19 protein-coding genes and 2 pseudogenes are annotated in these 23,926 nt (G+C 57.4%); 10 read left to right on the top strand and 11 right to left on the bottom strand.

The features are described from left to right. Window positions 1-13: 13 nt before the first annotated feature. The 8 genes and pseudogenes from zupT to AXF15_RS05825 all read right to left on the bottom strand — a co-directional run bounded on the left by zupT (window position 14) and on the right by AXF15_RS05825 (window position 7,471). Entirely contained in the window at window positions 14-871 is an 858-nt protein-coding gene (gene zupT / locus AXF15_RS05865; protein ID WP_066604592.1) for a zinc transporter ZupT, read from the bottom strand. Window position 872: 1 nt separating this feature from the next. Further along, window positions 873-1,601, bottom strand: coding sequence for a DUF1722 domain-containing protein (locus AXF15_RS05860; RefSeq protein WP_066604590.1), 729 nt, complete (start codon window positions 1,599-1,601; stop codon window positions 873-875). Between the two features lie 45 nt (window positions 1,602-1,646). Beyond that, a complete protein-coding gene (locus tag AXF15_RS05855) occupies window positions 1,647-2,024 on the bottom strand; it encodes a response regulator (RefSeq protein WP_066604588.1) in 378 nt (125 codons plus the stop codon). Further along, window positions 2,021-3,913 carry an ATP-binding protein gene (locus AXF15_RS05850; protein WP_211259017.1) on the bottom strand — a complete coding sequence of 631 codons (1,893 nt, stop codon included), beginning with the start codon at window positions 3,911-3,913 and terminating at the stop codon, window positions 2,021-2,023. The genes AXF15_RS05855 and AXF15_RS05850 overlap by 4 nt, the downstream gene beginning before the upstream one ends. A gap of 167 nt (window positions 3,914-4,080) precedes the next feature. After that, a protein-coding gene (locus AXF15_RS13475; protein WP_151192301.1) for an IS5 family transposase occupies window positions 4,081-4,841 on the bottom strand; the annotation gives its coding sequence in 2 pieces (ribosomal slippage) (window positions 4,081-4,484 and window positions 4,484-4,841; 762 coding nt in all). A 73-nt stretch (window positions 4,842-4,914) separates the two neighbouring features. Continuing rightward, window positions 4,915-5,673: pseudogene (locus AXF15_RS13470) on the bottom strand (IS5 family transposase). A gap of 69 nt (window positions 5,674-5,742) precedes the next feature. Then, on the bottom strand, window positions 5,743-7,155 hold the full coding sequence (locus tag AXF15_RS05830) for an isochorismate synthase (protein ID WP_169793606.1): 1,413 nt from the start codon (window positions 7,153-7,155) through the stop codon (window positions 5,743-5,745). After that, complete coding sequence (locus AXF15_RS05825; protein WP_066608723.1) at window positions 7,148-7,471, bottom strand: isochorismate lyase; 324 nt, start codon at window positions 7,469-7,471, stop codon at window positions 7,148-7,150. The genes AXF15_RS05830 and AXF15_RS05825 overlap by 8 nt, the downstream gene beginning before the upstream one ends. A gap of 177 nt (window positions 7,472-7,648) precedes the next feature. Here AXF15_RS05825 and AXF15_RS13465 point away from each other — a divergent pair, with 177 nt between their 5' ends. The 3 genes from AXF15_RS13465 (at window position 7,649) to AXF15_RS05815 (ending at window position 9,425) form a co-directional block, all read left to right on the top strand. Beyond that, window positions 7,649-7,864, top strand: coding sequence for a transposase (locus AXF15_RS13465; RefSeq protein WP_083517899.1), 216 nt, complete (start codon window positions 7,649-7,651; stop codon window positions 7,862-7,864). Window positions 7,865-8,001: 137 nt separating this feature from the next. Then, entirely contained in the window at window positions 8,002-8,202 is a 201-nt protein-coding gene (locus tag AXF15_RS14835; protein WP_083517898.1) for a transposase, read from the top strand. 23 nt (window positions 8,203-8,225) lie between these two features. Beyond that, window positions 8,226-9,425, top strand: a complete 1,200-nt coding sequence (locus tag AXF15_RS05815) for an IS4 family transposase (protein WP_236884767.1) — start codon at window positions 8,226-8,228, stop codon at window positions 9,423-9,425. 726 nt (window positions 9,426-10,151) lie between these two features. Here the strand turns inward: AXF15_RS05815 and AXF15_RS05810 are convergent. The 3 genes from AXF15_RS05810 to AXF15_RS05800 form a co-directional block, all read right to left on the bottom strand. Then, a complete protein-coding gene (locus tag AXF15_RS05810) occupies window positions 10,152-11,192 on the bottom strand; it encodes a GDP-L-fucose synthase family protein (RefSeq protein ID WP_066608721.1) in 1,041 nt (346 codons plus the stop codon). Window positions 11,193-11,283: 91 nt separating this feature from the next. Next, the gene (gmd, locus tag AXF15_RS05805) at window positions 11,284-12,369 is read right to left on the bottom strand and encodes a GDP-mannose 4,6-dehydratase (protein ID WP_066604573.1); all 1,086 of its coding nucleotides are present in this window, start codon (window positions 12,367-12,369) and stop codon (window positions 11,284-11,286) included. Between the two features lie 90 nt (window positions 12,370-12,459). Continuing rightward, complete coding sequence (locus AXF15_RS05800) at window positions 12,460-12,852, bottom strand: ComEA family DNA-binding protein (protein WP_066604570.1); 393 nt, start codon at window positions 12,850-12,852, stop codon at window positions 12,460-12,462. Between the two features lie 654 nt (window positions 12,853-13,506). On the opposite strand from AXF15_RS05800, the gene AXF15_RS05795 reads away from it, so the two are divergent. The 7 genes and pseudogenes from AXF15_RS05795 (at window position 13,507) to AXF15_RS05765 (ending at window position 23,834) form a co-directional block, all read left to right on the top strand. Then, window positions 13,507-13,764, top strand: coding sequence for a FeoA family protein (locus AXF15_RS05795; RefSeq protein ID WP_066604568.1), 258 nt, complete (start codon window positions 13,507-13,509; stop codon window positions 13,762-13,764). Beyond that, window positions 13,761-15,913, top strand: a pseudogene (gene feoB, locus AXF15_RS05790) (ferrous iron transport protein B). The gene AXF15_RS05795 and the pseudogene feoB overlap by 4 nt, the downstream one beginning before the upstream one ends. A 34-nt stretch (window positions 15,914-15,947) precedes the next feature. After that, complete coding sequence (locus AXF15_RS05785; RefSeq protein ID WP_151192299.1) at window positions 15,948-16,316, top strand: hypothetical protein; 369 nt, start codon at window positions 15,948-15,950, stop codon at window positions 16,314-16,316. Between the two features lie 436 nt (window positions 16,317-16,752). Further along, window positions 16,753-18,420 carry a sensor histidine kinase gene (locus AXF15_RS05780; RefSeq protein WP_066604558.1) on the top strand — a complete coding sequence of 556 codons (1,668 nt, stop codon included), beginning with the start codon at window positions 16,753-16,755 and terminating at the stop codon, window positions 18,418-18,420. After that, window positions 18,417-20,867, top strand: a complete 2,451-nt coding sequence (locus tag AXF15_RS05775) for a PEP/pyruvate-binding domain-containing protein (RefSeq protein WP_066604557.1) — start codon at window positions 18,417-18,419, stop codon at window positions 20,865-20,867. The genes AXF15_RS05780 and AXF15_RS05775 overlap by 4 nt, the downstream gene beginning before the upstream one ends. A gap of 121 nt (window positions 20,868-20,988) precedes the next feature. Further along, a complete protein-coding gene (locus tag AXF15_RS05770; protein WP_066604555.1) occupies window positions 20,989-23,640 on the top strand; it encodes a PEP/pyruvate-binding domain-containing protein in 2,652 nt (883 codons plus the stop codon). After that, window positions 23,637-23,834 carry a hypothetical protein gene (locus tag AXF15_RS05765; protein WP_066604549.1) on the top strand — a complete coding sequence of 66 codons (198 nt, stop codon included), beginning with the start codon at window positions 23,637-23,639 and terminating at the stop codon, window positions 23,832-23,834. Before AXF15_RS05770 ends, AXF15_RS05765 begins: the two co-directional genes overlap by 4 nt. Window positions 23,835-23,926: the final 92 nt, after the last annotated feature.

The following is a 23,926-nucleotide window of genomic DNA, read 5'->3' as shown; positions in this document are numbered from 1 at the left end:
CTGACAGCGGAAGTCAGCGCATGAGCAGCAGGCTCAGGGCCATGACGGCCATGCCTCCCGCCAGACCGAACAGGCTGTCGTGCCCCTTGCCGTAGGCCCGGCTGGTGGGCAGCAGCTCGTCCAGACTGATATAGACCATGATTCCGGCCACGCCGCCGAAGAGTATTCCCATGAAATGCGCGGGTACAGTCGTGCCGCCGGAGAAGAGAAGAATCCCCAGATAGGCCGCGACCGCGCCTACGGGCTCGGCCAGGCCGCTGGTCAGGGAGCAGAGGAAAGCCTTTTTGCGGTCGCCCGTGGCGTAGTAGATGGGCACGGCGACGCTGATTCCCTCCGGAATGTTGTGCAGGGCGATGGCCGCCGCGATGACCAGCCCCAGACCGGGCTCCTGCAGGGCGGACAGAAACGTGGCCAGCCCTTCGGGAAAATTGTGGATGCCTATGGCCAGGGCGGTGAAAAGGCCCATGCGCATGAGCGGCCCGTTGCGGGAGCCGGGCGCAGGGCTTCCGTTTTCCGGCAAAGGCGCATCCTCGCGCAGCACCAGCGTTTCACTCACGTCGGGAACGTCGTGGGGGTTGGCCTCCTGGGGAATGAGATTGTCGATGAGGCCGATAAGCAGCATGCCCCCGAAAAAAGAGCCCGTGTTGACCCAATACCCGAGAGGCTCGCCGTAGTGGGCGACCAGGGCATCCTGGCCCTTGAAAAAAATTTCCACGAACGAGACATAGAGCATCACTCCGGCGGAAAAGCCGGTAGCTATGGACAGAAAGCGGTAATTCGTTCTTTTGGCCGTGAAGGCGACTATGCTGCCGATGCCCGTGGCCAGTCCGGCCAGAGTGGTCAGGCCCAGAGCGAACCAGACTTCGTTCATATCAGTTTCCCGCAAAAACCGGTTTACCAGACCCGTCCGGGCACGCGGGCAGCCAGGCCGACAGTTCACTCAGCGCCGTGGAGGAGAGCAGATAGGCTTCGCCATGCATTCTGGCGCGCTTTTGCGTCTCGCACAGCAGATCATGCATCGGCCAGCCGTCTACAGATTCAGAAGGTGGAAAACCGGACACATGACCCCACATGTGTTGCACCGCATTGCGGATACCGCCCGGAGAGGGCGGCGTACGCAACACCTCCGCCAGCATGGCGGCCAGATCGGAAAAAGATGCCTCTCCTGAGGCGGCCTGCCGCCCTATGGACCGGTACATTTCCGGCTCCCGGGCCAGAACGGAATACTTGTGATGGCTCCAGAGCTGCTGCACCGAATGGGGCAGTGAAATCCGCCCCTGCTCCCGCCCCGCGTACTTGTCCGCAAGCAGTGCGTACTGCCGGGCGGGACTGTCCACGTATGTTTCCGGCCAGTGCTCCTCCCCGTCGCGGAGAACCACAGGAGTCTTGTCGGTGAAGCCGCGAAGCTCCATCTCCCGGGCCAGCAGGTTGTGCCGCCGGGCCAGCGCGCCTTCACATCCAACCCAGCGCAGGGTTTCCGGATGCCTGGAATAGCCTTTTTTCCCGTTGGTCAAAATGGACAGGATGCCATGCAGTTCGCGGTGTTCGCCCAACAGACTCTGGCGGTTCAGATATCCGGGATGAATATCCCATATTCTCATACGGACTCCCCTGCAGGATGGGAAGGGAGGATGAAAGAGGCGGCGTCACGCCCCTGGACGCGATATCCGCTCCCGGATGATTCTGTCGAAAACACCGATATCGAGTACGGGCTTGAACAGCACCTGCGCGTCGGTCATGCCCAGAGCCCGCAGCTCGTCGTCCAGCTGGAACTCCGTGGAGCCGGTATGGATGATATAGAGGATATCCGGACGCAGGGCATGCGCCTTTTTGATGAAAGTCAGCCCATCCATGCCCCTCAGACGGATATCGACAATGGCCACGCATACTTCGCTCAGGGAAGCCAGCGCCTCTTCACCGCTGCCCACGGGCAGGACGGAAAAACCGCAGTCTTCGAGGTAGGCCGCCAAGCTGTCGCGGATATCGGGCTCATCGTCCAGAACCAGAATTTTTCGTTCGTTCATGCCGTAACCTCCTCCCGGTTCTCAGCGGCGTTCTCCACAGGCAGGCGGATGATGAACAGGGCTCCCTGGCCGGGCGCGGAGTCCACTTCGAGGGTGCCGCCATGATTTTCCACCACGATGAAATAGGACACCGAAAGACCGAGCCCAGTGCCTTCCCCCACATTCTTGGTGGTAAAGAAGGGCTCAAAAATCCGTTTGCGCCGTCCTTCAGGCATACCGGGGCCATTGTCCTCTATTTCAATACAGGCCATCTTCCCCTGAAGGGTCACACGCAAGACAAAGCGAGGACTAGCGGTCTTCGCCGCAGCCATGGCCTGAGCCCCGTTGCGGAGCAGATTGTAGAAAACCTGCTGGATTTTGCTCTCCTCGCAGGACACCGGGGGCATGTCGGAAGCGTATTCGCGCACGATCTCGATGTCGTGGAAATGCAGTTCGTGTTCGTTGACGGCCAGTTCCACGGTCCGGTCCAAAAGGGCAGCCATGTCCACGGGCAGCTTCTTTCCCAGGCCCTTGCGGGAGAAGGAAAGCATGTTTTCCACGATGCGCGCCGCCCGTCTGCCCGAGTCCTGGATGGAATCCAGCATGCGCAGACACCCCCTGCGCTCCAGATATTCCCATAGCTGTTCCATGCTGAAGCCCAGCTCGTCGCTCAAGGCGCGATTGGCTGGGAAATCCGGCGCAATCCGGGTCCTGACCACCTGCATGCTTTGCAGAATCCCCGCCAGAGGGTTGTTTATCTCGTGCGCCATGCCTGCGGCCAGCCCCCCCACGGAAAGCATCTTCGCCGACTGGACCATCAGCTCCTCCATCCGGACCTTTTCCGAAACGTCGTCCATACGGATGACCGCTCCCTGCATTTTGGTCGTGACCAAGGGATAGACGGTGACGTCGAAGAAAACGGTCGTATCCCCCTGCTGCTCGGCAAGGCTGTTCAGACGAAGAGGCTCCTGGCGGTCGATGGCCTCCAGGATCTGGGGCATGGACACCGGCGCATCCAGAAATATCTCCTCAAAAAAACACCCGATAGCCTGCTTCGACGTGACGCCGGTGAGCCGGGCCGCCTGAAGATTCCACTGCGTCACGCGTCCCTTTGTGTCCACGGAGACGAGCACCGACGGCATGGAATCGAGAATGTTGCGAATATATGCCTCGGCGAAGGTTATCCGGGCCTCCGTTTCCTGACGCTCCTGGATATCCCGCAGCAGGTTTTCCCTCATGGAGTTGATGGCGCTCGCCACAGTATCAATTTCATCGGTCCGCTCCGGATGGACTGTCTTCCCCAGAACGAGAGGAATATGCAGACGACCGATGCCGAGCCGGGTGGTATATGCGGCCATGGTCTGTAAATGCCGGGTCACGAGAATGTGGAAGATGACGACGATGAATACGGATATGAAAAAAATCTGTACGGCCTGGGTGATGAGAATGACCAGTACCTTGTCCTTCAGCCGGGCCAGCAGTCCCCCTCTGTCCGCGGTGACAACGAGAGTGCCCAATATTTCCGGCTTCTCCTGGGAGATGTACACAAGAGGGTAGCTGCGGACTTCCGGTTCGTCCGTGCCTTGAACTCCCCGGAAAAAGGATTCGCCCGTCAGCGTGACAACCCTGGCAGAAACGATATCCCGAAGCCCCAGAATTCCTTCGAGCTGGGCCGTAATCTGGGCCTCGTCCAGAAACCACAGGGCGCTGCTCAGACTGGGCACCCGCGAAGTCTGAATCTGGTTCAGCTGAGTATTCAGAAAATTCCTGTCTCTGGAATAGTCAACATAAAGTTGTACCGTGGTACCCAAGAGAGTGAGAAAGCTGCTGCCGAGCAGGAGCCAGCCCAAAAGCTTTCTTCCCAGACGGCCGCCCATGTGTGTGCGGAAAAATTCGCGTATTTTCGACACCCGCATTGCTTTCTGCCCAAAAATAGGTTTGCCGGACAAGCCAGAACACCTAGAGATTCAAGCACAAATGCCGGAGTTTGAAAAGGGCAACCGTTTCTCGATGAAAGGCAAATGAGGTCAGGCCTAATGTCTCATCTCGTCATTAACCGTAATACTAGATAGTATCGTCAAATTATTTCTGCCCACAATGAGATACACCTGATTTGCACGGCGGCAAGGAAGGAGAGGCTTCGTTTTGCATAACGCGTGGCGATGCCACGCCATCTCTTGAGGTGAAGAAAGGCGTTCTCGACCAGGTGCCGTACACGGTACAGTTCTCTGTCATAATCGCGCTGTTCCCTGCGATTTTTTCTGGGCGGGATGACGGGCTGGCAGCCGGACTCAACAACCTTGTCTATAAGTTCATTGCTGTCATATCCGCGATCAGCCAAAAGCATCTCCGCGCTCAAGCCGTCAATCAATGCGCACGCTTCCTTGCAATCAGCTCTGGTACCTTCTGTAACAGCAACTCTGAGCGGCATACCATGCGCATCCACGGCCAGATGTATTTTGGTGTTGAGCCCCCTTTTGTACGGCTCATCGCCTGATTGCCGCCAACCGCTCCGGCAGCGTGGGGATGCACTTTGCAATGGCTCGCATCAATCATCAGCCACTCATAGTCAGGCTCAACCATGAGCACTTCAAGGAGTTTTTCCCAAACACCCCGGTCACGCCAACGGCAAAACCGGCGATGGGTATTTTTCCAGTCCCCAGGGTCAGGAGGCAGATCACGCCATGGCGCTCCCGTTCGCAATATCCAGAACACCGCGTTAATAAACAGCCTGTTGTCTCCGGCCGGGCGACCAACGCTCCCCTTTTTGCCGGGGAGATGCGCCTGTATGTTTTCCCAAACTCTGTCAGAAATATCGTGTCGTCGATGTGCGTACATACCCCCGTTATGACATGAAGAGATATTACCATATTATTCATAGTTTGACGACACTATCTAGGCTCAGGCCTCATTAATTGAGATAGAAAATGATGGAAGCGGCGAGGCATAGAGGTGAAAAGAAGGTATGCGCGCAGCGGTCATAACGCATGGCTATTCTCCGCCAGTCCTTGATCCTGCCAAACATGACCAAAGATCTTGTGCCGCTGTTTATACAGATCGTTATCGTACGGGCAGGGTCTCTTTCGGCTCCTTCTGGGCGGGATGCAGGGCGTAATGCCTCTGGCGCGCAGGGCATCACGGAATCAGTCGGCGTCATAACCACGGTCCGCCAGCAGCTCTCTGGCCTCAGGCAAAGCATCCATAAGCAGGGTGGCTCCTTTGTAGTCGCTTACCTGGCCTTCTGTGAGCTTCATGGCCAGAGGCCTGCCGTGACCGTCGCAAACAGCATGGAGTTTTGAGTTCAGGCCGCCCTTTGTGCGTCCGATGCAGCGGGAAAGAGCCCTTTTTTGAGCAGACTTGCGGCGGTTCGATGCGCCTTGAGGTGGGTTGCATCGATCATCACCTGGCCATCCTGTCCCGCTGTTTTTGCCAATTCGGTAAAAATATTGTTGAAGACGCCCATCCGGCTCCAGCGCAAAAAACGGTTGTACAGTGTCTTGTACGGGCCATACTCGCGCGGCGCATCTTTCCACTGCAGGCCATGTTTGATGACATAAATGATGCCGCTTATGACTTTCAGGTCATCGACGCGTGGAATACCGTGTGAAAGTGGAAAGAAAGGCTTGATACGCTCGAGCTGTTCGGCAGAAAGATAGAAAAGTTGGTTCATTGCATCCTTCTTTGAGCATAACTAACCAACTTTCCTGATTTTTACAATTAATGAGGCCTAAACCTAGAATCATATATTTCTGCTCTCCACCTTCTGGCTCGGGCATAAGGCGTCCAGCATAGTCAAAAGCTTAAGTTGCGTTTCCTGATATTCCTTTTCCGAGTCTGAGTCCGCTACAAGACCACAACCAGCGAAAAGTGCAGCCTCCCGACCCTGAATCACTCCCGAGCGCAGAGCGACCATGAACTCTCCGTTTCTCTCTGCGTCAAGCCAGCCTATAGGGCCAGCATACCAACCTCGGTCAAAACCTTCGTGTTCACGCAAAAAAGTCAATGCAGGCTCAGACGGGACCCCGCCAACAGCGGGAGTGGGATGCAGGAACGATATCATATCCAAAAGACTCTTCTGGGGCAACATCTCTCCCTTAAAAAAGGTAGCCAGATGTTGTACTTTCCGCAATTTATGCAAGGCTGGGGAGTTATCAGCAATTATATATCTGCAATATGGCTTTAGCGTCCGCAGTATATCCTGTACTACAAAATCATGCTCCGATCGCTCTTTTGCCGAAGCTAACAGTTGCTGCCCATATTTGAAATCTTGCACAGGATCTTCACTACGGGGAGCGCTTCCAGCCAGTGCCATAGTCTGGAATGATCCAGCACTTGAAGTAATGAGTATTTCTGGCGTAGCGCCGACAAAATAAGTTCCTTTCCGGCTAAAGGTGAATATAGTTGCCTTGGGGTTATCAGCACACAGTCTATTCAGTATGTTTGGTAGAAAAAATGGAACTTCTGCTTTAGCTCGAATCATGCGTGCAACCACGATTTTCTTGATAGGACCACGTGATATGGAGCTTAAGGCAGCCTGAACCAAATCATGCCACTGTGCCTTCGCATCTTCAGGTGTGAACACTGCAACACGACTCTCCGGGTTTGCGGATGCCATGTCCCAGTCACCCTGCAACCCTGCCCAGGTGGAAAGCATGGATTCGATCCGGGATGTGACATCTGCTTTGGGAGGGACATGATCTGCAGCAATAATGCGGCAGCAGTCCGTTTCACCCTCTCCTTGGAGGATAGTTATACGGGGAATTATGAGTACGCCATCCATAAATCCGGTCCACATGGAGGACATGGGGGAGGCTGTGTCAAAACGGAATCCCCCGAAAGCAACAGGCGGGGTGCCGCCATTCACAACGGACTTCTTGATAATATTATGCCAACTATCTGAAACAAAAGAAAATCGATCTACCCCTGTCCCTATGCACTCAAAGGCTGTTCCAAGGCCGAGCATGGAACGCTTTGTAAAACTGAACCAGAGATTTACATCCATATATGGAGAATAACGAGTAAAAATAGAAAGTAAATCTAGACGGGGAATAACGATACTTGCCACCGCAAGTACTGGATGCCCGTGCAAGGAAGCAACCTGGCTTGCCTCCCGCATAGCAGAAAGCAACGGTTTTCGCAGCGCCTCAAGCATCGCCACCTCCCTCTGTCTGACCATGCATCTTCCGCCAATGAGCGATCTGGGTTGCAATATACCAGTCGACGATTTGCATGAATAATTCTTCGACAAAATCTTCAGAAATCCCCCCTTCTCTAGCCCAGATGCGCCGTTCTACAAGCATGTCCGTCACTCGTCCGGCAGCAGGGATATCTGCCTCATTTTTTTTAAAATACGCTGCCTTAAGGACATAGCCGAGACGACGGCCAAGCAGGCCGACTATTTCCTTATCCAACCGGTCAATTTCAAAGCGGATATCTTCAAGCCCACGACATTCATCAGGTGTTTTCATACGTTCTCCCATAAATAGCCATATTACGAGCTTATAAATATCGTCGTTCCTGTGATTAAAGTGAAATTCTCATTCTTTCAAACGAGAATAGTATGTTTCGCCAAGCCTCTGATCCGAATGAATCGAATCCTAAGATGTGTTTGCAAACTTTATAACCGGCGTGGCTTGGTGTAGCTTTTGAACATATGCTATACCGACATTTCCGATGAAACCTGGCAGCGGCTTGAGCCCGTTCTGCCGCTCGAAGGCTCGCCCAAAGGCGGCCGTCCGGCCAAAGATAAACGAACATTCATAAATGCAATCATCTGGTTGCTGCGCACCGGGGCTCCCTGGAGGGCCCTGCCGGAAGAGTATGGGTCATGGAATGCCGTATATTCCCGCTTTCGGCGTTGACAGATAAAAAGATTCTGGAAAGCAGTCTTTCTCGCTCTGGCGTCTGACCCCGATCTCGAAGCGGTGATGATTGACGGTGTGTACATCCATGCCCACAAACATTCGGCTGGCGCAAAAGGGGGCAGCATAGACAAGCTTTGGGCCGCAGTCGCGGAGGTTTTACCTCCAAACTGCATGCACAGGCAGACGCGCTCGGCAACCCCGTATCGTTTTTCCTTACAGGAGGTGAATGTGCGGATATCAATGTTGCGCCACAATTACTCGAAGGGGTTTGCGATTGCACTGTTATTGCCGATAAAGGTTATGACAGCGAACATTGCTGTCCGGCTAAGGGATAAGAAAAGAGTCCAAAATCTCAGCGATGTGTGGTAAAAGAAATCACCACAACATCTTGCCACACAAGGAGATTCTGGACTTGAGTCACCATAATACACTATTCTCCCAGACGCTATCTCTGATTCCCAGACATGTTTTTCAGAAACTCGAAAGACGGCACAAAACCGGGCGCTCGTCGCGTCAATTCGGTTTCAAGGAGCAGTTCACGGTCATGGCCTTCATCCAGCTTGCCGCAAGACGTTCCATGCGCGATGGCCTGCGCTGCCTTGAGGCTGCGGGAAACCGCCTGTATCACTGGGGACTGAAAAACGTGGCCCGCTCGACCTTTGCTGACGCGAACAATTCTCGCCCCGTAGGCTTTTTCAAGGATCTGTTCGCCGAGATGTACGGCCTGTGCGCCGCAAAAGCCCCGAAGCACAAATTCCGTTTCAAATCCAAATTGTTCAGTCTGGACGCCACCACCATAAAGCTTTGCCTGTCGCTTTTTCCCTGGGCCTCGTTTCGGCAGGCCAAGGGCGGCGTCAAAGTACATACCTTGCTGGATCACGATGGCCATATCCCGGCTTTCGCAACCGTCACCGACGCCAAAACCCATGAAAGCCGCATAGCTCAGGCTATGGAGTTGCCCAGGGGCTCCATCGTGGTCTTTGACAAGGGCTTCATCAGCTATCCCTGGTTTCGGATCCTCGGGGCAAAGGGTGTCTTTTTTGTGACCCGGCTCAAGCGCAACGCCGTTTTCAAACTCCTGGAGCGCCGCCTCGTGAATCGCAAGACCGGCGTTACTTCCGATCACATCATTGAAGTCTCCAGCCGGGGAAAATCCTTACGCTTGCGCCGTATCGGCTATCGTGACCAGGAAACCGGGAAACACTACGAATTTTTGACCAACCATTTCCGGCTTTCGGCGAAAACCATCGCCGACATCTATAAAGACCGCTGGCAAATCGAGCTCTTCTTCAAGGAAATCAAACAAAATTTGCGCATAAAGACCTTCGTCGGCAACTCGGAAAACGCTGTCCTGATCCAGATTTACACGGCCCTGACGGTTTACCTGCTCCTCGCGTACCAGAAATTCCTCAGCCGTCTCGGACTCTCCGTACAGCAACTCTTCCAGCTCATTCAACTCAACCTGCTCGGCGAGGCATCCTTGGATGAACTCCTGAATCCCAGACGACGAAAATTCGATAATTCATATAACTTCACACTGTTAGATTACATCGCTTAGCCGGACAGCAATGGACAGCGAACCATTGGTTCAACTCCTTGAAGCAAGAGGCTGTACCGTAGTTATTCCTCCACGCTCAAATCGTAAAACACCTCGTCGGTATGATCGGCATCTTTATAAGGAACGACACCTTGTTGAATGTTTTTTCAGTAAAATCAAAGAGTAGCGCAGAGTAGCAACACGTTATGAAAAGCTTTCCCAGACTTTTCTCTCTTTCGTTTACCTAGCAGCTTCAATGATTTGGGTCAGATAGTTTGCAAGCATACCCTAGCATGCCAGTGTTTGCTGGCGAGCTTATTACTTCTGACTTAGAAATACTTTTGATAATCCAAATCTACAAGACTGTTGTAGCCGCACCAGCCATTCAAAATAGATTCCACTGACTTCACATGGCTCCAAATGACGCCTTGAAAGGTAGATTTGAGAATCAGGAATGATCTCGGTATAAACACGCCTATTACTTACCAAGGTAAAATACAATGACTTCCCTCTGACTCCCATCCTCTGACGTTCTTGACGCGACGTGTGCCGAAGTAACTTTTGTTAACCTCGACTTCACCTGTTAGGAGAGATGGTTACATCTGCGGTGAAAAAGAGCTCAGTTATTTTGCCGAATTTTTGCCTCTGAAATTTTTTGAACACCCTGACTGTTTGTTTTTCATTGTCACCCTCAGCTTCATAGTCAATCATAAACCGCTCTGCCAAGCATGACCCCAAATAAGATATTCAGCGGTAAAATGAATCTTTCTGATTCAAATACCACGAATAGGTCCGAGCGAGACCATCGGGCAGGGCAATGCGCGGCGACCACCCCAGCGCCTTCAATCGGGAGACATCAAGCACTTTTCGCGGTGTGCCATCCGGCAGGGAGGCGTCAAAGCGCACATCGCCATCAAAGCCCGTAACCTCGGCCAACAGCCCGGCCAAATCTCCGATGGTCAAATCCTCACCCGTTCCCACGTTCAGGAAGCATGGCTGCGGATAGGCCAGAAAAGTTCGGGTGAATACATCTTCCGGCAGGTTCATGACAAAAACCGAGGCCTCGGCCATATCGTCCACATGCAGAAATTCCCGGAGCGGGCGGCCTGTCCCCCAGACCGTGACAGCTTCGCCCGAGAGCTTGGCCTCATGGAACTTGCGCAGAAGGGCCGGCACGACATGAGATGATTGCAGATCGAAATTATCATGCGGGCCGTAAAGATTGGTGGGCATGACCGCCACAAAGCGCGTGCCGTACTGACGGTTGCAGGCTTCGCACATCTTGATGCCCGCAATCTTGGCCACGGCATATGGCTCGTTGGTAGGCTCCAAAGGGCCGGAAAGAAGATACTCCTCGCGCAAAGGCTGGGGCGCAAGCTTGGGATAAATACACGACGAGCCCAGAAACAACAGGCGGTTCACCTTATTTTTTACGGCCGCCTGCAACACATGAGTCTGGATAGCCAGATTGTCGCCGATAAACTGGGCCGGAAATATGTTGTTGGCCTGGATGCCTCCGACCCTGGCAGCGGCCAGAAACACAAAGTCCGGCCGTTCCCGGTCAAAAAAAGTCTCCACCGCCTCCTGCCGGGTCAGGTCCAGTCTTTCCAGCCGCAACCCAGAAGGCGATATATCCGCGTCCGCCTCGATGAACATTCGGCTGTCCGGATGGCGGTGGTGATAGCTCCCCACAAGATTTTCGTACCCAGCCTGCAACAGACACCGCGTCAAAGCGCTTCCGACCATGCCGGAAGCACCGGCGATAAAAATTTTGGCGGATGCGGGCATGAAAGAGGACATAATATCTCCGGACAAAGCAGCACGTATCAGCAACAAACCCCGGCGTTACGCTGCCGCCACAGCAAACAGCCTCACTTTACTACTCCTGGTGCGGCGCCACGCGAAAACCAGCGCGCTGGCAAAGTTCATCGCGTTTGGCTTCTTCCAGATCGGCGGCCACCATTTCGCGCACCAATTCGGAAAAAGTGATGCGCGGCGCCCAGCCGAGCTTTTCATGCGCCTTGGAAGGGTTTCCAAGCAGAGTTTCCACCTCTGTCGGCCGAAAATACTTGGCGTCCACAGCGACAATGGTCTTGCCATTGGCCGCGTTGATTCCCTTCTCCTCCACTCCTTGCCCTTCCCAGCGGATGGCTAGGCCCAGCTCGCGTGCGGCCAGCTCGATGCACTCCCGCACGGAGTGCTGCTCCCCCGTGGCGATGACATAATCGTCCGGCCTGTCCTGCTGGAGCATGAGCCACTGCATTTCCACATAGTCCCGCGCATGCCCCCAGTCCCTCAGGGCATTCAGGTTGCCCATGTACAGACAGTCCTGCAGGCCGAGATAAATGCGGGACAAGGCGCGGGTGATCTTGCGGGTGACAAAGGTTTCCCCGCGCAGCGGCGATTCATGATTGAACAAAATACCATTGCAGGCATACAGATTGTAAGCCTCCCGGTAATTGACCGTAATCCAGTAAGCGTAGAGTTTGGCGCAAGCGTATGGGGAGCGCGGATAGAAAGGTGTTGTCTCGGTCTGGGGCACCTCGCGCACCTGCCCGAAAAGCTCCGACGTGGACGCCTGATAGAAACGGGTTTTCCCTTCCAGCCCCAGCAGACGGATTCCCTCCAGAAGCCGCAATGTGCCCAGGGCGTTCACATCGGTGGTGTATTCCGGCGACTCGAAAGACACCTTGACATGGCTCTGGGCCGCGAGATTGTAGACCTCGTCGGGACGCACCTGCTGCAGGATGCGGATCAGATTCGGGCCATCGGTCAGGTCGCCGTAATGGAGAAACATCCGGCGGCCTTTTTCGTGCGGGTCCTGATAGAGATGATCAATGCGATCGGTATTGAACAGCGAGGCCCGGCGTTTGATGCCGTGCACTTCATATCCTTTTTCCAGAAGAAATTCGGCGAGATATGCACCGTCCTGCCCGGTTATCCCGGTAATCAGAGCTTTTTTCATTTCGTGATTTCAACCTGTTGGGGCCTGAGTCTGCATTACATAAAAAACCGGCCCGCCTGAGCGAGCCGGTTCAGTCCGATTCTCAATGGGTCATTTTTTCTTGGGCGCGAGTTCCTCGGTCATTTCCGAAGCCTTGTCCATGCCTTTCTTCTGGGTCTTCTTGAGCATGTCTTCCCCTTTCTCCTTGGCGGCCGCGCCCCGCATGGTGGACCCACCGGCACCGCCTACGGAAACCATACCCTTGATGGCTTCATATTTGGCTGGACCGATGCCTTTCACATCCATAAGGTCTTCAGCCGAAGAAAAGGGTTTGACCGCCCGGCGCTCCACAATCTTTTCCGCCAAGGCCGGGCCGATACCCGGAAGACTAGTCAATTCCTCCACAGAGGCGGTATTAATGTCAATGAGCCCGGCCGGATAAACCGGAGAACCCAGCAATACAAGCAGGGCCAGAATAAAAAAAGCACGAAACGCGGATTTCATAGGCAACCTCCTTGGGCATGTTGGTTTTCCAGCTTCCTTGCATAAACCTCCGTTCGTGGCAAGGTGCGTGAAACATCATCAGAGCCGGAACGTTCAGGCCCCTGGCATAGTCTGTACGCAGCCGACTTGGCATGGCCTTTCGGACCATGTGCAGATCAAAACCCCGTATTCCAAAGGATGAAAATACCCAGAAAGCACAGGAATGGCCGGCAGCATGTACAAGCCTGCCGGCGTGCTGAGGGAGTGGGCACGAACTGTCTGAGGGCGTGGATGAATGACCAACATGTACGCCGCGACTTCTTTCCTGAGACTAAATTCGTATCTCCTAACTTTCTCCTTGACCCTCTGCGGGAAAAGCTCCTAAAAAGTTAATCAAGGCGAATGATAACCTCTTTGGAGTCAGCTATGAGTCTCGACCTTTTCATCACACTGGGTATTATTCTAGCGGCCGTCGTTTATGTGGTCATCCGACTGGGCAGAAGAAAAGGATGCGGGTGCGGGTGCTCCTGCGGGTCAACGGAAAGCTCACATTCCACCTGCAGCCATTCCATCCAGAACGCGCCATGCGACTGCGATTCTTCCCGGAAAAATACATCCAATCTTTGACCATTAACAGGCGAAACGTGAACACAGCCTGCTGACGACGGAAAACACATGGCGGAAAGCACTTCCCTGCGATCAGTGCTCATAAACGAATCAGGCACGATTACCACCGTTACCGCATCGGGCGAGCTTGGCCGGCGGATAAGGGACATGGGACTGGTCCCCGGCGCCCAGATCACCGTGGTCGGCCGCGCCCCGCTGAAAGATCCCGTGGCCCTGCGGCTGAAAGGCTGCACCCTGACCCTGCGCAACAGTGAGGCCGACCTGATCATGGTCGAGACTCTGCGGGCCGCCGGAGTCTGCTCATGAACGCGACCATGGCCCTGATGGGCAACCCCAATTCCGGAAAGACCACCTTGTTCAACAGTCTGACCGGCTCAAGACAGCACGTAGGCAACTACCCCGGCATCACGGTGGAAAAGCGTGAAGGCCGCCTGAAAATCAATGAACTCGACGTGACGGTGGTGGATCTTCCCGGCACCTATTCGCTGACCGCCTACACTCAGGATGAGGTGGTGGCGCGCAATTTTCTGATGGAAAACGATCCCGACGCGGTGGTGACCGTGCTCGACGCCACCAATCTGGAACGTTCCCTGTATCTTGTGCTCCAGATTCTGGAACTCGGCATGCCCGTCATCGTGGTTCTGAACATGATGGACGAGGTCCGCCGCAAGGGCGTGACCATCGACACCAAGCGTCTGGCTTCCCTGCTCGGCCTGCCGGTGCTGGAAATGGTCGCGCGCAGCGGAGAGGGAAAGGAAGGCCTGCTGGAAACAGCCTGCGACGCCATACGCGGCAAAGCGCGGCCGGAACCGCTGTATATTTCCTACGGGGCGGACCTGGACAAGGCTCTGGAAGAAATGCAGGGCCTGATCCAGTCTTCCGGCTTTCTGGGGCAGCATTGTCCCGCCCGCTGGGTGGCCATCAAATATCTGGAAAACGATCCGGGAATCCTGTCCAGAGGGCAAGCGGCCAATCCCGATGTGCACACCAGACTTCAGGAAATCGCCAAGACTCTGGGCGGGCACTGTCAGAAAACCCTGAACATGGACACGGAAGCCCTTGTGGCGGATTACCGTTACGGGTTCATCTCGGCACTGCTCAAGGACAGAGTCATTACCAGGCCTTCCACGCAGCAGCGATTCGACCTGACGGACAGGCTGGATGCGTTCCTGACCCACCGTCTGCTCGGCCCCATCCTCATGTTCGCCATCATCTATCTCATGTTCGAGATGACATTCGCCGTGGGGGAAATCCCCATGGGCTGGGTGGAAGGCTTTTTCGGATGGCTCGGAGAAACCGTTTCCGCCAATCTGCCGGAAGGGCTGCTCAGCTTCCTGCTGGTTTCCGGCATCATCGACGGTGTGGGCGGCGTGCTCGGGTTTGTCCCGCTCATCATCATGTTTTTCTTTCTCTCCATCCTTGAGGACTCGGGATACATGGCCCGCATGGCCTACATGCTGGACCGGGTCTTCAGGGCGTTCGGACTGCACGGCTGCTCCGTCATGCCGTTCATCATCTCCGGCGGCATACCCGGCGGATGCGCCGTGCCCGGCGTCATGGCCGCGCGCACGCTGCGCAGCCCCAGGGAAAAAATCGCCACAGTGCTGACGGCCCCGTTTCTGAGCTGTGGAGCCAAGGTTCCCGTTTTTCTCCTGCTGGCCGCGGCGTTTTTCCCCGGCGCGGGAGCCAAGGCCCTGTTCTGGATCACTCTGCCGGATGGAGCATGGCCCTGCTGACGGCCCGCCTGCTGCGTTCCACCGCCATCAAGGGGCAGGCCACTCCCTTTGTCATGGAACTGCCGCCCTACCGCATGCCCACCCTGCGCGGGCTGTGCCTGCACACCTGGGAACGGGCCTGGCAGTATATCAAGAAAGCCGGTACCATTATTCTGGCCATTTCCGTGCTGCTCTGGGCGGCCATGACCTTCCCCGGCCTGCCCGAAGAACGGGACGCCGCCTTTGAAGCACAAAAAGCGAGCATCGAAGCCGGACAATGGTCCAGCGACGAGGAGAAGGCCGAAGCTCTGGCTACGGTGGATAACGCCCGGAATCAGGAAGCTCTGCGGCATTCCCTGGCCGGAAAGGTGGGGACGGCGCTGGAGCCCGTATCCCGTCTGGCCGGATTCGACTGGCGGACCAATATCGCCCTGCTCGGGGGATTCGCCGCCAAGGAAGTCATCGTCTCCACTCTGGGCACGGCATATTCTCTGGGCGAAGTGGATCCGGAAGAAAGCGCCTCCCTGTCGGACCGCCTGCGCGGCGATCCGGCCTGGAACGTCTGGGTGGCGCTGAGTCTTATCGCTTTCGTGCTCCTGTACGCGCCCTGCTTTGTCACCGTGGCGGTCATCGGCCGGGAGCTCGGATGGAAATGGGCCGGTTTCTCGGTGATCTTCAACACGGCGCTAGCCTACATGGTGGCCGTGATCATCCATCAGGCCGGCGCCAGCTTCGCATAGAATTCTGATTCGAAAAATCAGCGCACGACGGCTGGTGAAGCCGGAACGCGTAACCAAGACGAGAGACAGCAAGATGGTACCGCTCAACCCTCCCAGATGCTCCCACCCCGCCATCAAGGCGGCCAGACAGTGCAAAAAAGCCATGGAGCTTTCCAACATGCGCCAGCATGACCGGGCTGAAGCCTTGCTCATGAACGCTCTGGGAGGGCTGCGCCGGACGCCGCTACCCATGGTGAAGGCGAAAATTCTGAATAGTCTGGCTCTTGTTTACGCCCAGCAGCAACGCAACGACCGGGCCAGAAGGTGCCTCGGCATCAGCCTGCGCATTGTCGGCAAGCACATCGGCCACGGAAACTGGCTTTACGAGCGGATTGCCGACAATCTCGCCAATCTGCCCTCATAACGCCATCCTCACCTCCAGAAAGACGGCAGGCACCTGCCTGCCGTCTTTCACTTTTCCAAACAAAAAAGCTCCGCGCCAACGCACGGAGCTTTTTTTGCGACGCCTGAAAGGCGGCCGGCTATCCCACAGTGGAGTACACCACCGCGGCATGGACTCCCACCAGAAAGGCGGCCACCGCCAGACCGATCAACAATCTTTTCCCAAAATTCGTAAACATTTTCTCCTCTCCAGACCATGTGCACCGGCTTGAGTCCAGCGACAGAATTCTGCCCGACAGAAGGAATATCTATATTCCTCCCGAATACCGTTCACAAGAGAATTTTCTCCGCACCCGCAAAAGAATCCACCGTGGATACGTTTGCCAGTCCTCCTCGCATCCTCTATTATGTCGGCAAGATTTCTCCTTCCAATCCAACAGGCACACCACCGAGGCCCCATGTTCCACCGCTACGAAACAACTCTCCCACGCACGGAGCTTTTCCGCGTCCTGCTCGTCTGGCTCGGCATCCCCGTACTGCTGGCTGTGGCCGGAATCCTCGTTCATGCCGGATTCTGTATCCGCCAGGAATTCCTGGATGGAAATAAAGAAGACATCTCGCTTGCCGCCCGGCGAAATCAGGAACTTCTCCACGAAAAGATAAGCGCCGCCCACGCTGCCCTGTCTCTTCTTGGCTCGGAACTGCGCGGGGAGCCGGAGCAGCACGTCGGGCAACGCATGGCCGCCTTCTGGGAGAGCCTGCACGCGGCGTACGGCTGGGCCGAAGGACTGGGTCTGCGGACTGCCAACCGGTGGATCACGGCCGGACGCTTTCCTGCCGATGCCCCCAGTCCGGACACGGTCATTTCCACCGTTCCAGACGCGGCCTTTCATATCACGGATGCACACACCGGCCCCGACGGCCTGCCCCACTTTTACATCGCTACGGCCCTCGACCGGAATCGTGTTCTCTGCCTGGCAGTCAACGCCCGCCTGTTCAACGCTTTTCTGGAAGAATTCCGGCTCGGACGCACCGGCGAAGTTTTTCTGATCAACGCGGAAGGCATTTTGCAATCCCGCTCCGTCCTGCATGGCGCGCTTTTGAACCGGGTGGACGGGCTTACCGGGCAATCACCCGACAAAGTGTACGCCAGAACCTGGGGCGGCACCCGGCTGTGGTCCGCCGTCCTGCCGACCGCCCATTCCGGATGGCGGATCGTGGTCCAGTGGGACGAACGGGAGATGACGCAATCGGCCGACGCCCGGCTCATCCCTCTGGCCGGAGGCGGGCTGGCCGTTTTTCTGGTGCTGGTCTGTTCCTTCGGCCTGACCATCGCCAAAATCGAAAAGTCCCGGCGAAAATCCGCCGAGCGGCAAAGGCAGTCGGAAGAACAGCGTATGCTGGTCCGGAAGCTGGATTCCATCGGCCAGCTGGGCACGGGCATCGCCCACGAAATCAACAATCCTCTGGCCATCATCGGAGAGGAGGCCGGGTGGATGCAGGATGTCCTGAAACGCGAATCCATCCGCGACACGCCCGACGCCGGGGACCTGCGCAACGCCCTGCGCCAGATCACGCTCCAGACCGCCAGATGCAGGGAAGTCACCCACAAGCTGCTGATCTTTGGCGGCAGGACCGAAGGCACCGTTCGCGATGTGGACCTGAGCACCCTGATAGCGGACACCCTCACCCTGCGCCGCAGGGACGCCGCCCAGAAAAACGTGGAGGTAGAGGAGGAAACAGCGCCCATGCCCCGCATCCACACCGAACCGTCCCTGCTCAGACAGGTTCTGCTGCATCTCATGGGCAACGCTCTGGACGCCATGCCCCAGGGCGGCCGGTTGACCATATCCTCCGGTCCGACCGGCGACGGGAGTGCATTCTTCCGCATCCGGGACACCGGCTTCGGCATCCCCGAAGACAATCTCCCCAGAATATTCGACCCCTTTTTCACCACCAAAGACCCCGGCAAGGGGGCCGGACTCGGCCTGTCCATCTGTCACGGCATCCTCCAGCGGCTCGGAGGAAGCATCCGCGTGGACAGCAAAGCGGGGCAGGGCACCACGGTTACGGTCGTCCTTCCCCGGGAAGCGCGGCCCCGGGAAGACGCGGAGGACGGATCATGAGCCCGGAAGGCGTGCGGCGGCTGCCCGCGATCCATCCCCAATTGCGGCGCAAGTATCTGTTCTTCAAAAGCCTGCTGGCCAAAAACAATGTCATTCTGGAAAAGATGACCATTCTGGAACGCATGCTGTATGAAGGCCGCTCTTTCACCCTGGACGACGCCCGCACCCTGACCCGCACGCTCGCGGAGCAAAGCTGTGCGCTGGTGGAGGACCTGAACGCCATGTGTGCGGGGCGCTTCTGCGGCCTGTTCGAAAAAGTGGAGTCCATCTGCCATAGTGCTCTGGAGATTCTTTCCCGGAAACGGACTTTCGACAGCCCCACACTGCTTCTGCCTCTGGACGCCGTCAGACTGGAAGACGTGGAGGAAGTGGGCGGCAAGGCCGCCAATCTGGGAGAAATCCGCGCCAGAGTCGGACTGCCCACGCCTCCCGGCTTTGCCGTGACAGCCTCGGCGGCAGCCCTTTTCCTGCAGGAAGCGGGGCTTCTGGATAACTTCCTCCGGCAGCTGGCCGAGATGGACATTTCCGACATCGCGAGCCTCGAACGGATCTGCGCCAAAATGAGTGAACGCGTCATGACCGCGCCCCTGCCTCCGCGCCTGGAAGCGGCCCTGCGGGAAAAGGCAGGAGAAATGCGCACTCTGTGCGGTCCCGGCGTGCGGCTGGCCGTGCGTTCATCGGCGGTCTGCGAGGATTCATCCGCATCTTTTGCCGGGCAGCACGCGACGGTGCTCGGTGCGCCGCCCGAATCCCTGCCCCGGGCCTGGTGCGCGGTGGTGGCCAGCGCCTTCACCGCCCGGGCCGTGTTCTACCGCCGCAGCAAGGGATATTCCGAACAGGACGTGATGATGAGCGTTCTGGTGCTGCCCATGATTCAGGCCAAATCCAGCGGTGTGCTCTACACAGCGGACCCCAACACCGCCAGCGGCGACGATCTGCTGCTGGCTTCGGCCTGGGGGCTCGGAGTCAGCGTGGTGGACGGTTCCGCCGATGTGGACTCCTGGCGCATCGGCCGGGAGGGGCTGCGCATCCTCTCGGAGGACATCGCGTACAAGGCCGCCGGGTTCTCCCTGCTGGAGCACGGCGGCATTGTGTCCACGCCCGTGTCCGAAGCGTTGCGAGAAAAGCCCAGCCTGACGCCCGGACAGATCGCCGACATCGCCGGATACGGCCTGCGCCTGGAAGAGCATTACGGCATCCCGATGGACATGGAATGGGCTGTGGACGAAAATGACCGGATTTTCATCCTCCAGACCCGGCCCCTAGGACGGGTGGAGGAAACGGAGCAAACCATGCAGCGGGAAATTCCCGGCCATCCACCGCTCATCCATGGAGGACAGTCGGCGGCTCTGGGCGTGGCTTCGGGACTGGCCTACGTGGTCGGGGAAGAACATCCTCTGGCCGATGTGCCCAAGGGAGCCATCCTGGTCGCCCGGCAGACCTCCCCGGCCTATGTGGCGGCCATGGGCAAGGTGGCCGGCATCGTCACGGACGTGGGCACCGTCACGGGACACATGGCCTCCGTGGCCCGGGAGTTCGGTATCCCCACGCTGGTCGGCGTGGGCAAGGGCACCCGCCTTCTGCCCCACGGTGCGGAAATCACTCTGGATGCCAACAGCGGGACAGTCTACGCGGGCCAGGTGCGGAAACTCCTCTCCAAACGCAAACCCGTCAAGCTGATGCAGGGCAGCCCGGTCTACAAGACCCTTCAGGAAGCGATGAAATATCTGGACCCGCTGAATCTGGTGGATCCTCTCGCGCCCGAATTCAACGAGGACGGCTGCCGGACTCTGCACGACGTGATCCGCTTCTGCCATGAAACGGCCATGCAGGAAATGTTCGGCCTGGGAGAAAGCCTTTCCGCCACGGACAGTGCCGCGCGGAGGCTGCACGCCCGCCTGCCGTTCAGGATTCTGCTCCTCGATCTGGGCGGAGGCATTTCGTCCGGAAAGGACACGGCGCGGGTAAAGCCCGAAAATCTGCGCTGTGTTCCCCTCAAAGCCCTGCTGGAAGGAATGACGGACCTTGCGTACACTCCCTCCGTTGCCGGCGCCGCGAGCTACGCCGTCATTTCCAGTAAATACATGAATTTCAGCGGCCGTCTGGGGCACCACTTCGCCACGGTGGATTCCTACTGCGGCCCGGTCATCAACGACAATTACGTCACCTTTTCCTTCAAGGGCGGGGCCGCCGCCTACGAGCAGCGCGTGCGCAGGGCCATGGTGCTGGCCGGAATCCTGCGCCGGATGGGATTCAGGGTCGACCAGAACGGCGACTCCCTCAAAGCCGAGATGCGCAAATATGACGAGGAACGTTTTCAGCGGCGGCTGCGGACTCTGGGCCGGCTGCTGGCCTCTGTCCGCGATCTGGACTGGAAACTCGACGATGACGGCATGATCGCCATGCACGTGGACCGATTCTTCCGCATGGAAAACGGCGGGAAATAAACCCGGCCGTACGCCCGTGCGGCGCAGAGCCCACCCGCCGTTGCTATGCCCCGGCCTTTTGTGGCACATTCCGCGCGGACCGGCAGAATTCTCCCGGCGGCCATTTTTCTCCGGAGCTCCCATGCACCTGATACAGCGGATCAAAAACATCTTCTCCCCACCGTCTCCTCTCCCGCCGGAAGACAGCGCGCGGGAGGAGGCCCAGTTCAAGATCAGATACCAGACCTTCCGGCGGCTGCTCTCGGCCAACAACGCCGCCCTCGACATCATGACCGAACTGGAAGAAGCCGCCCGCGGACACCGTCATTTCGGCATGCATTTCCTGCGATCCCGCGCCACGGCCGCGACGGCCAAGGTCTATGCCATCGTGGAAAACATGCGCCTGCTGGCTCCGGAAAAATACGAAGACCTGCCCGGAGTCATGCGCTCGATCCAGATGGAAATACAGGCGGAGCTGCAGGTGAAGACATCCGGCGGCCAGCCCGGACGGATACTGGAACTGTCGCGAATCACCGCCGCCGATACGGCGGATGTGGGCGGCAAGATGGCCAATCTCGGAGAACTCAGAAATGTCCTCCACATGACGGTTCCCGACGGCTTCGCCATCACCGCGCGGGCCTATGCGGAGTTCATGCGCCAGTCCGATCTCTGGGAAGAAATCAATTGTCTGGTTCTGGGTCATTCCATGGCCGGCTATTTCGCCGGAGATGACAGACGGCGTGCCGAAGACGAGGACGCGGAGGAGCAGAACTCCTCCCTGCTTGAGCTGTGCGCCAAAATCCAGAACATGATTCTCGCCGCGCCGGTGCCCGCCGGGCTGGAAGAGGAGATTCTTTCGGCCTACGACCGCCTGTGCGAGCGGGAAGAACGGGGGGTGCGCGTGGCGCTGCGCTCCAGCGCTCTGGGCGAAGACAGCGCCGGAGCGTCTTTCGCCGGGCAGCACCGGTCGCTGCTCAATCTGGGACGGGACAGCCTCATCGACGGATACAAGGAAATCGTCGCCAGCAAATATTCCCCCCATGCCGTGAGCTATCGCTACATGAGGGGCATCCGCGACGACGAAACCAGCATGGCCGTGGGCTGTCTGAGCATGGCCGAATCCCTGGCCGGAGGCGTGGCCTACACGGTCAACCCTCTGGACCGGGAGGATACGTGCATTCATATCGTCTCTACCTGGGGCGTGGCCAAAGGCGTGGTGGACGGCACCGCCGCCTGCGACCAGTTCACGGTGGAAAAAAAGAATCCCCCGGAGATCGTGGCGCGCAGCGTGCCGCTCAAAAACATGGCCCTGGTCTGTTCCGCTGCCGAAGGAGTCCGCCGGATGTCCGTCGATGAACGGCAGCAGGCCGAAGCCACCCTGAACGACGCGCAGATACTGCAGCTGGCTGAAACAGCGGCACGCGTCGAAGCCCACTACGGCTGCCCGCAGGATATCGAATGGACCTTCACGCCTCAGGGACGGCTTGTCCTGCTGCAAGCGCGCCCCCTGGAGGTGCGCCAAAGCGCCAAAGTCCCGGTACCGGACACGCCGCCGCTGTTCCGGGAAGGCAACACGGCCAGCCCCGGCGCGGCTTGCGGCGTGGTCCATATCGTCAGAAAAGACGTGGACATCCTGACGCTGCCCGAGAACCCCATTCTGGTCTGCGTGGAGGCCTCTCCCAAATGGGCCGCCGTCCTGAACAGATGCGCGGGCATTATCACCGAGCAGGGCAGCGTGGCCGGACACCTGGCCAACGTGGCTCGCGAATTCGGCGTGCCCGCTCTTTTCGGAGTGCGGGAGGCTCCGGCCCACTTCACCGCCGGGCAGGAAATCACCCTGGATGCGGACAACACGGCCGTGTACGCGGGACAACAGCAGGAACTGCTGGACGGAAAGCCAATCAAGCCCGGCATGATGGAAGGAAGTCCCGTCTTTCAGACGCTGCTGCGCGTAAACCGCTTCATCACGCCCCTGAATCTTCTCAACCCGGATGCTCTTGATTTCAAACCTGCCAATTGCCGGACCCTGCACGACATTACCCGGTTCTGCCACGAAAAATCCGTACAGGAGATGTTCAGTTTCGGACGGGATCACAATTTTTCCCGGTCCAGCAAGCAGCTGAAGACCATCACCCCGATGCAGTGGTGGATCATCAATCTCGACGACGGTTTCATAAAGGAAACCGGAGGCAAGACGGTCCCTCTGGACAACATCGCATCCATCCCCATGCTGGCCATCTGGCGCGGCATCGTGGCCTTTCCCTGGGAGGGTCCGCCAAGCCTCGACGGGAAGGGCTTTCTGTCGGTTCTGTTTCAGTCCGCAACCAATACGAATCTCGAACCGGCCATGGCTTCGAGCTACTCCGAAAAAAACTATTTCATGATCTCCAGGCAGTTCTGCAACCTGCAGTCCCGGTTCGGCTACCACTTCACCTCCGTCGAAGCCCTGGCCGGTCCGAGGCCGAGGGAAAACTACATCCGCTTCCAGTTCAAGGGCGGCGCGGCCGACTATCACCGCCGGGAACGCCGGACACGCTTCGTGGGAGAACTGCTCGACGAATTCGGTTTTCAGACCAGAACGCGGGAAGACGCACTTTTTGCCCGCATCGACGACTGTGAGCAGAATTTTGTGGAGAAACGCCTGGAAATCCTCGGACATCTGCTCATCCACACCAGACAGCTGGATATGATCATGTCCAACGAAGATGCCGTGCTGTTCTATAAAAACCGCATTCTCGGCCAGCTGCACACAATCATGGGCACTCAGCCTCAACAGCCGGCAGGTACGCAATGAACGAAAGACCATCTGAAAATTCCCCGAGCCACGCCGTTTTGCGCGGAGTTCTGGTGGGCGGCTCCATCGGCATGATCGCCAGCTGGTTCGGATACGAACCGGTGAAAGCCTTTTTCATGGGCATAAGCTGCGGCATCTTCGCCGCTGCCACCAGGATATTTGCCGACAGGCTGCGCAGAAAGCCTCCGGAATAGCCCCGCAATCCAGACCGGCCTGTTCCGGTAAAGACTTCCGGCCTTCCGCCGGATTGCATAAGCTCTTTCCATCCGGTATCAGGGTAAAACAC

It is taken from the genome of Desulfomicrobium orale DSM 12838 (assembly GCF_001553625.1).
GTDB classification, from domain to species: domain Bacteria; phylum Desulfobacterota; class Desulfovibrionia; order Desulfovibrionales; family Desulfomicrobiaceae; genus Desulfomicrobium; species Desulfomicrobium orale.
This window is presented reverse-complemented; position numbering and strand designations above follow the sequence as displayed.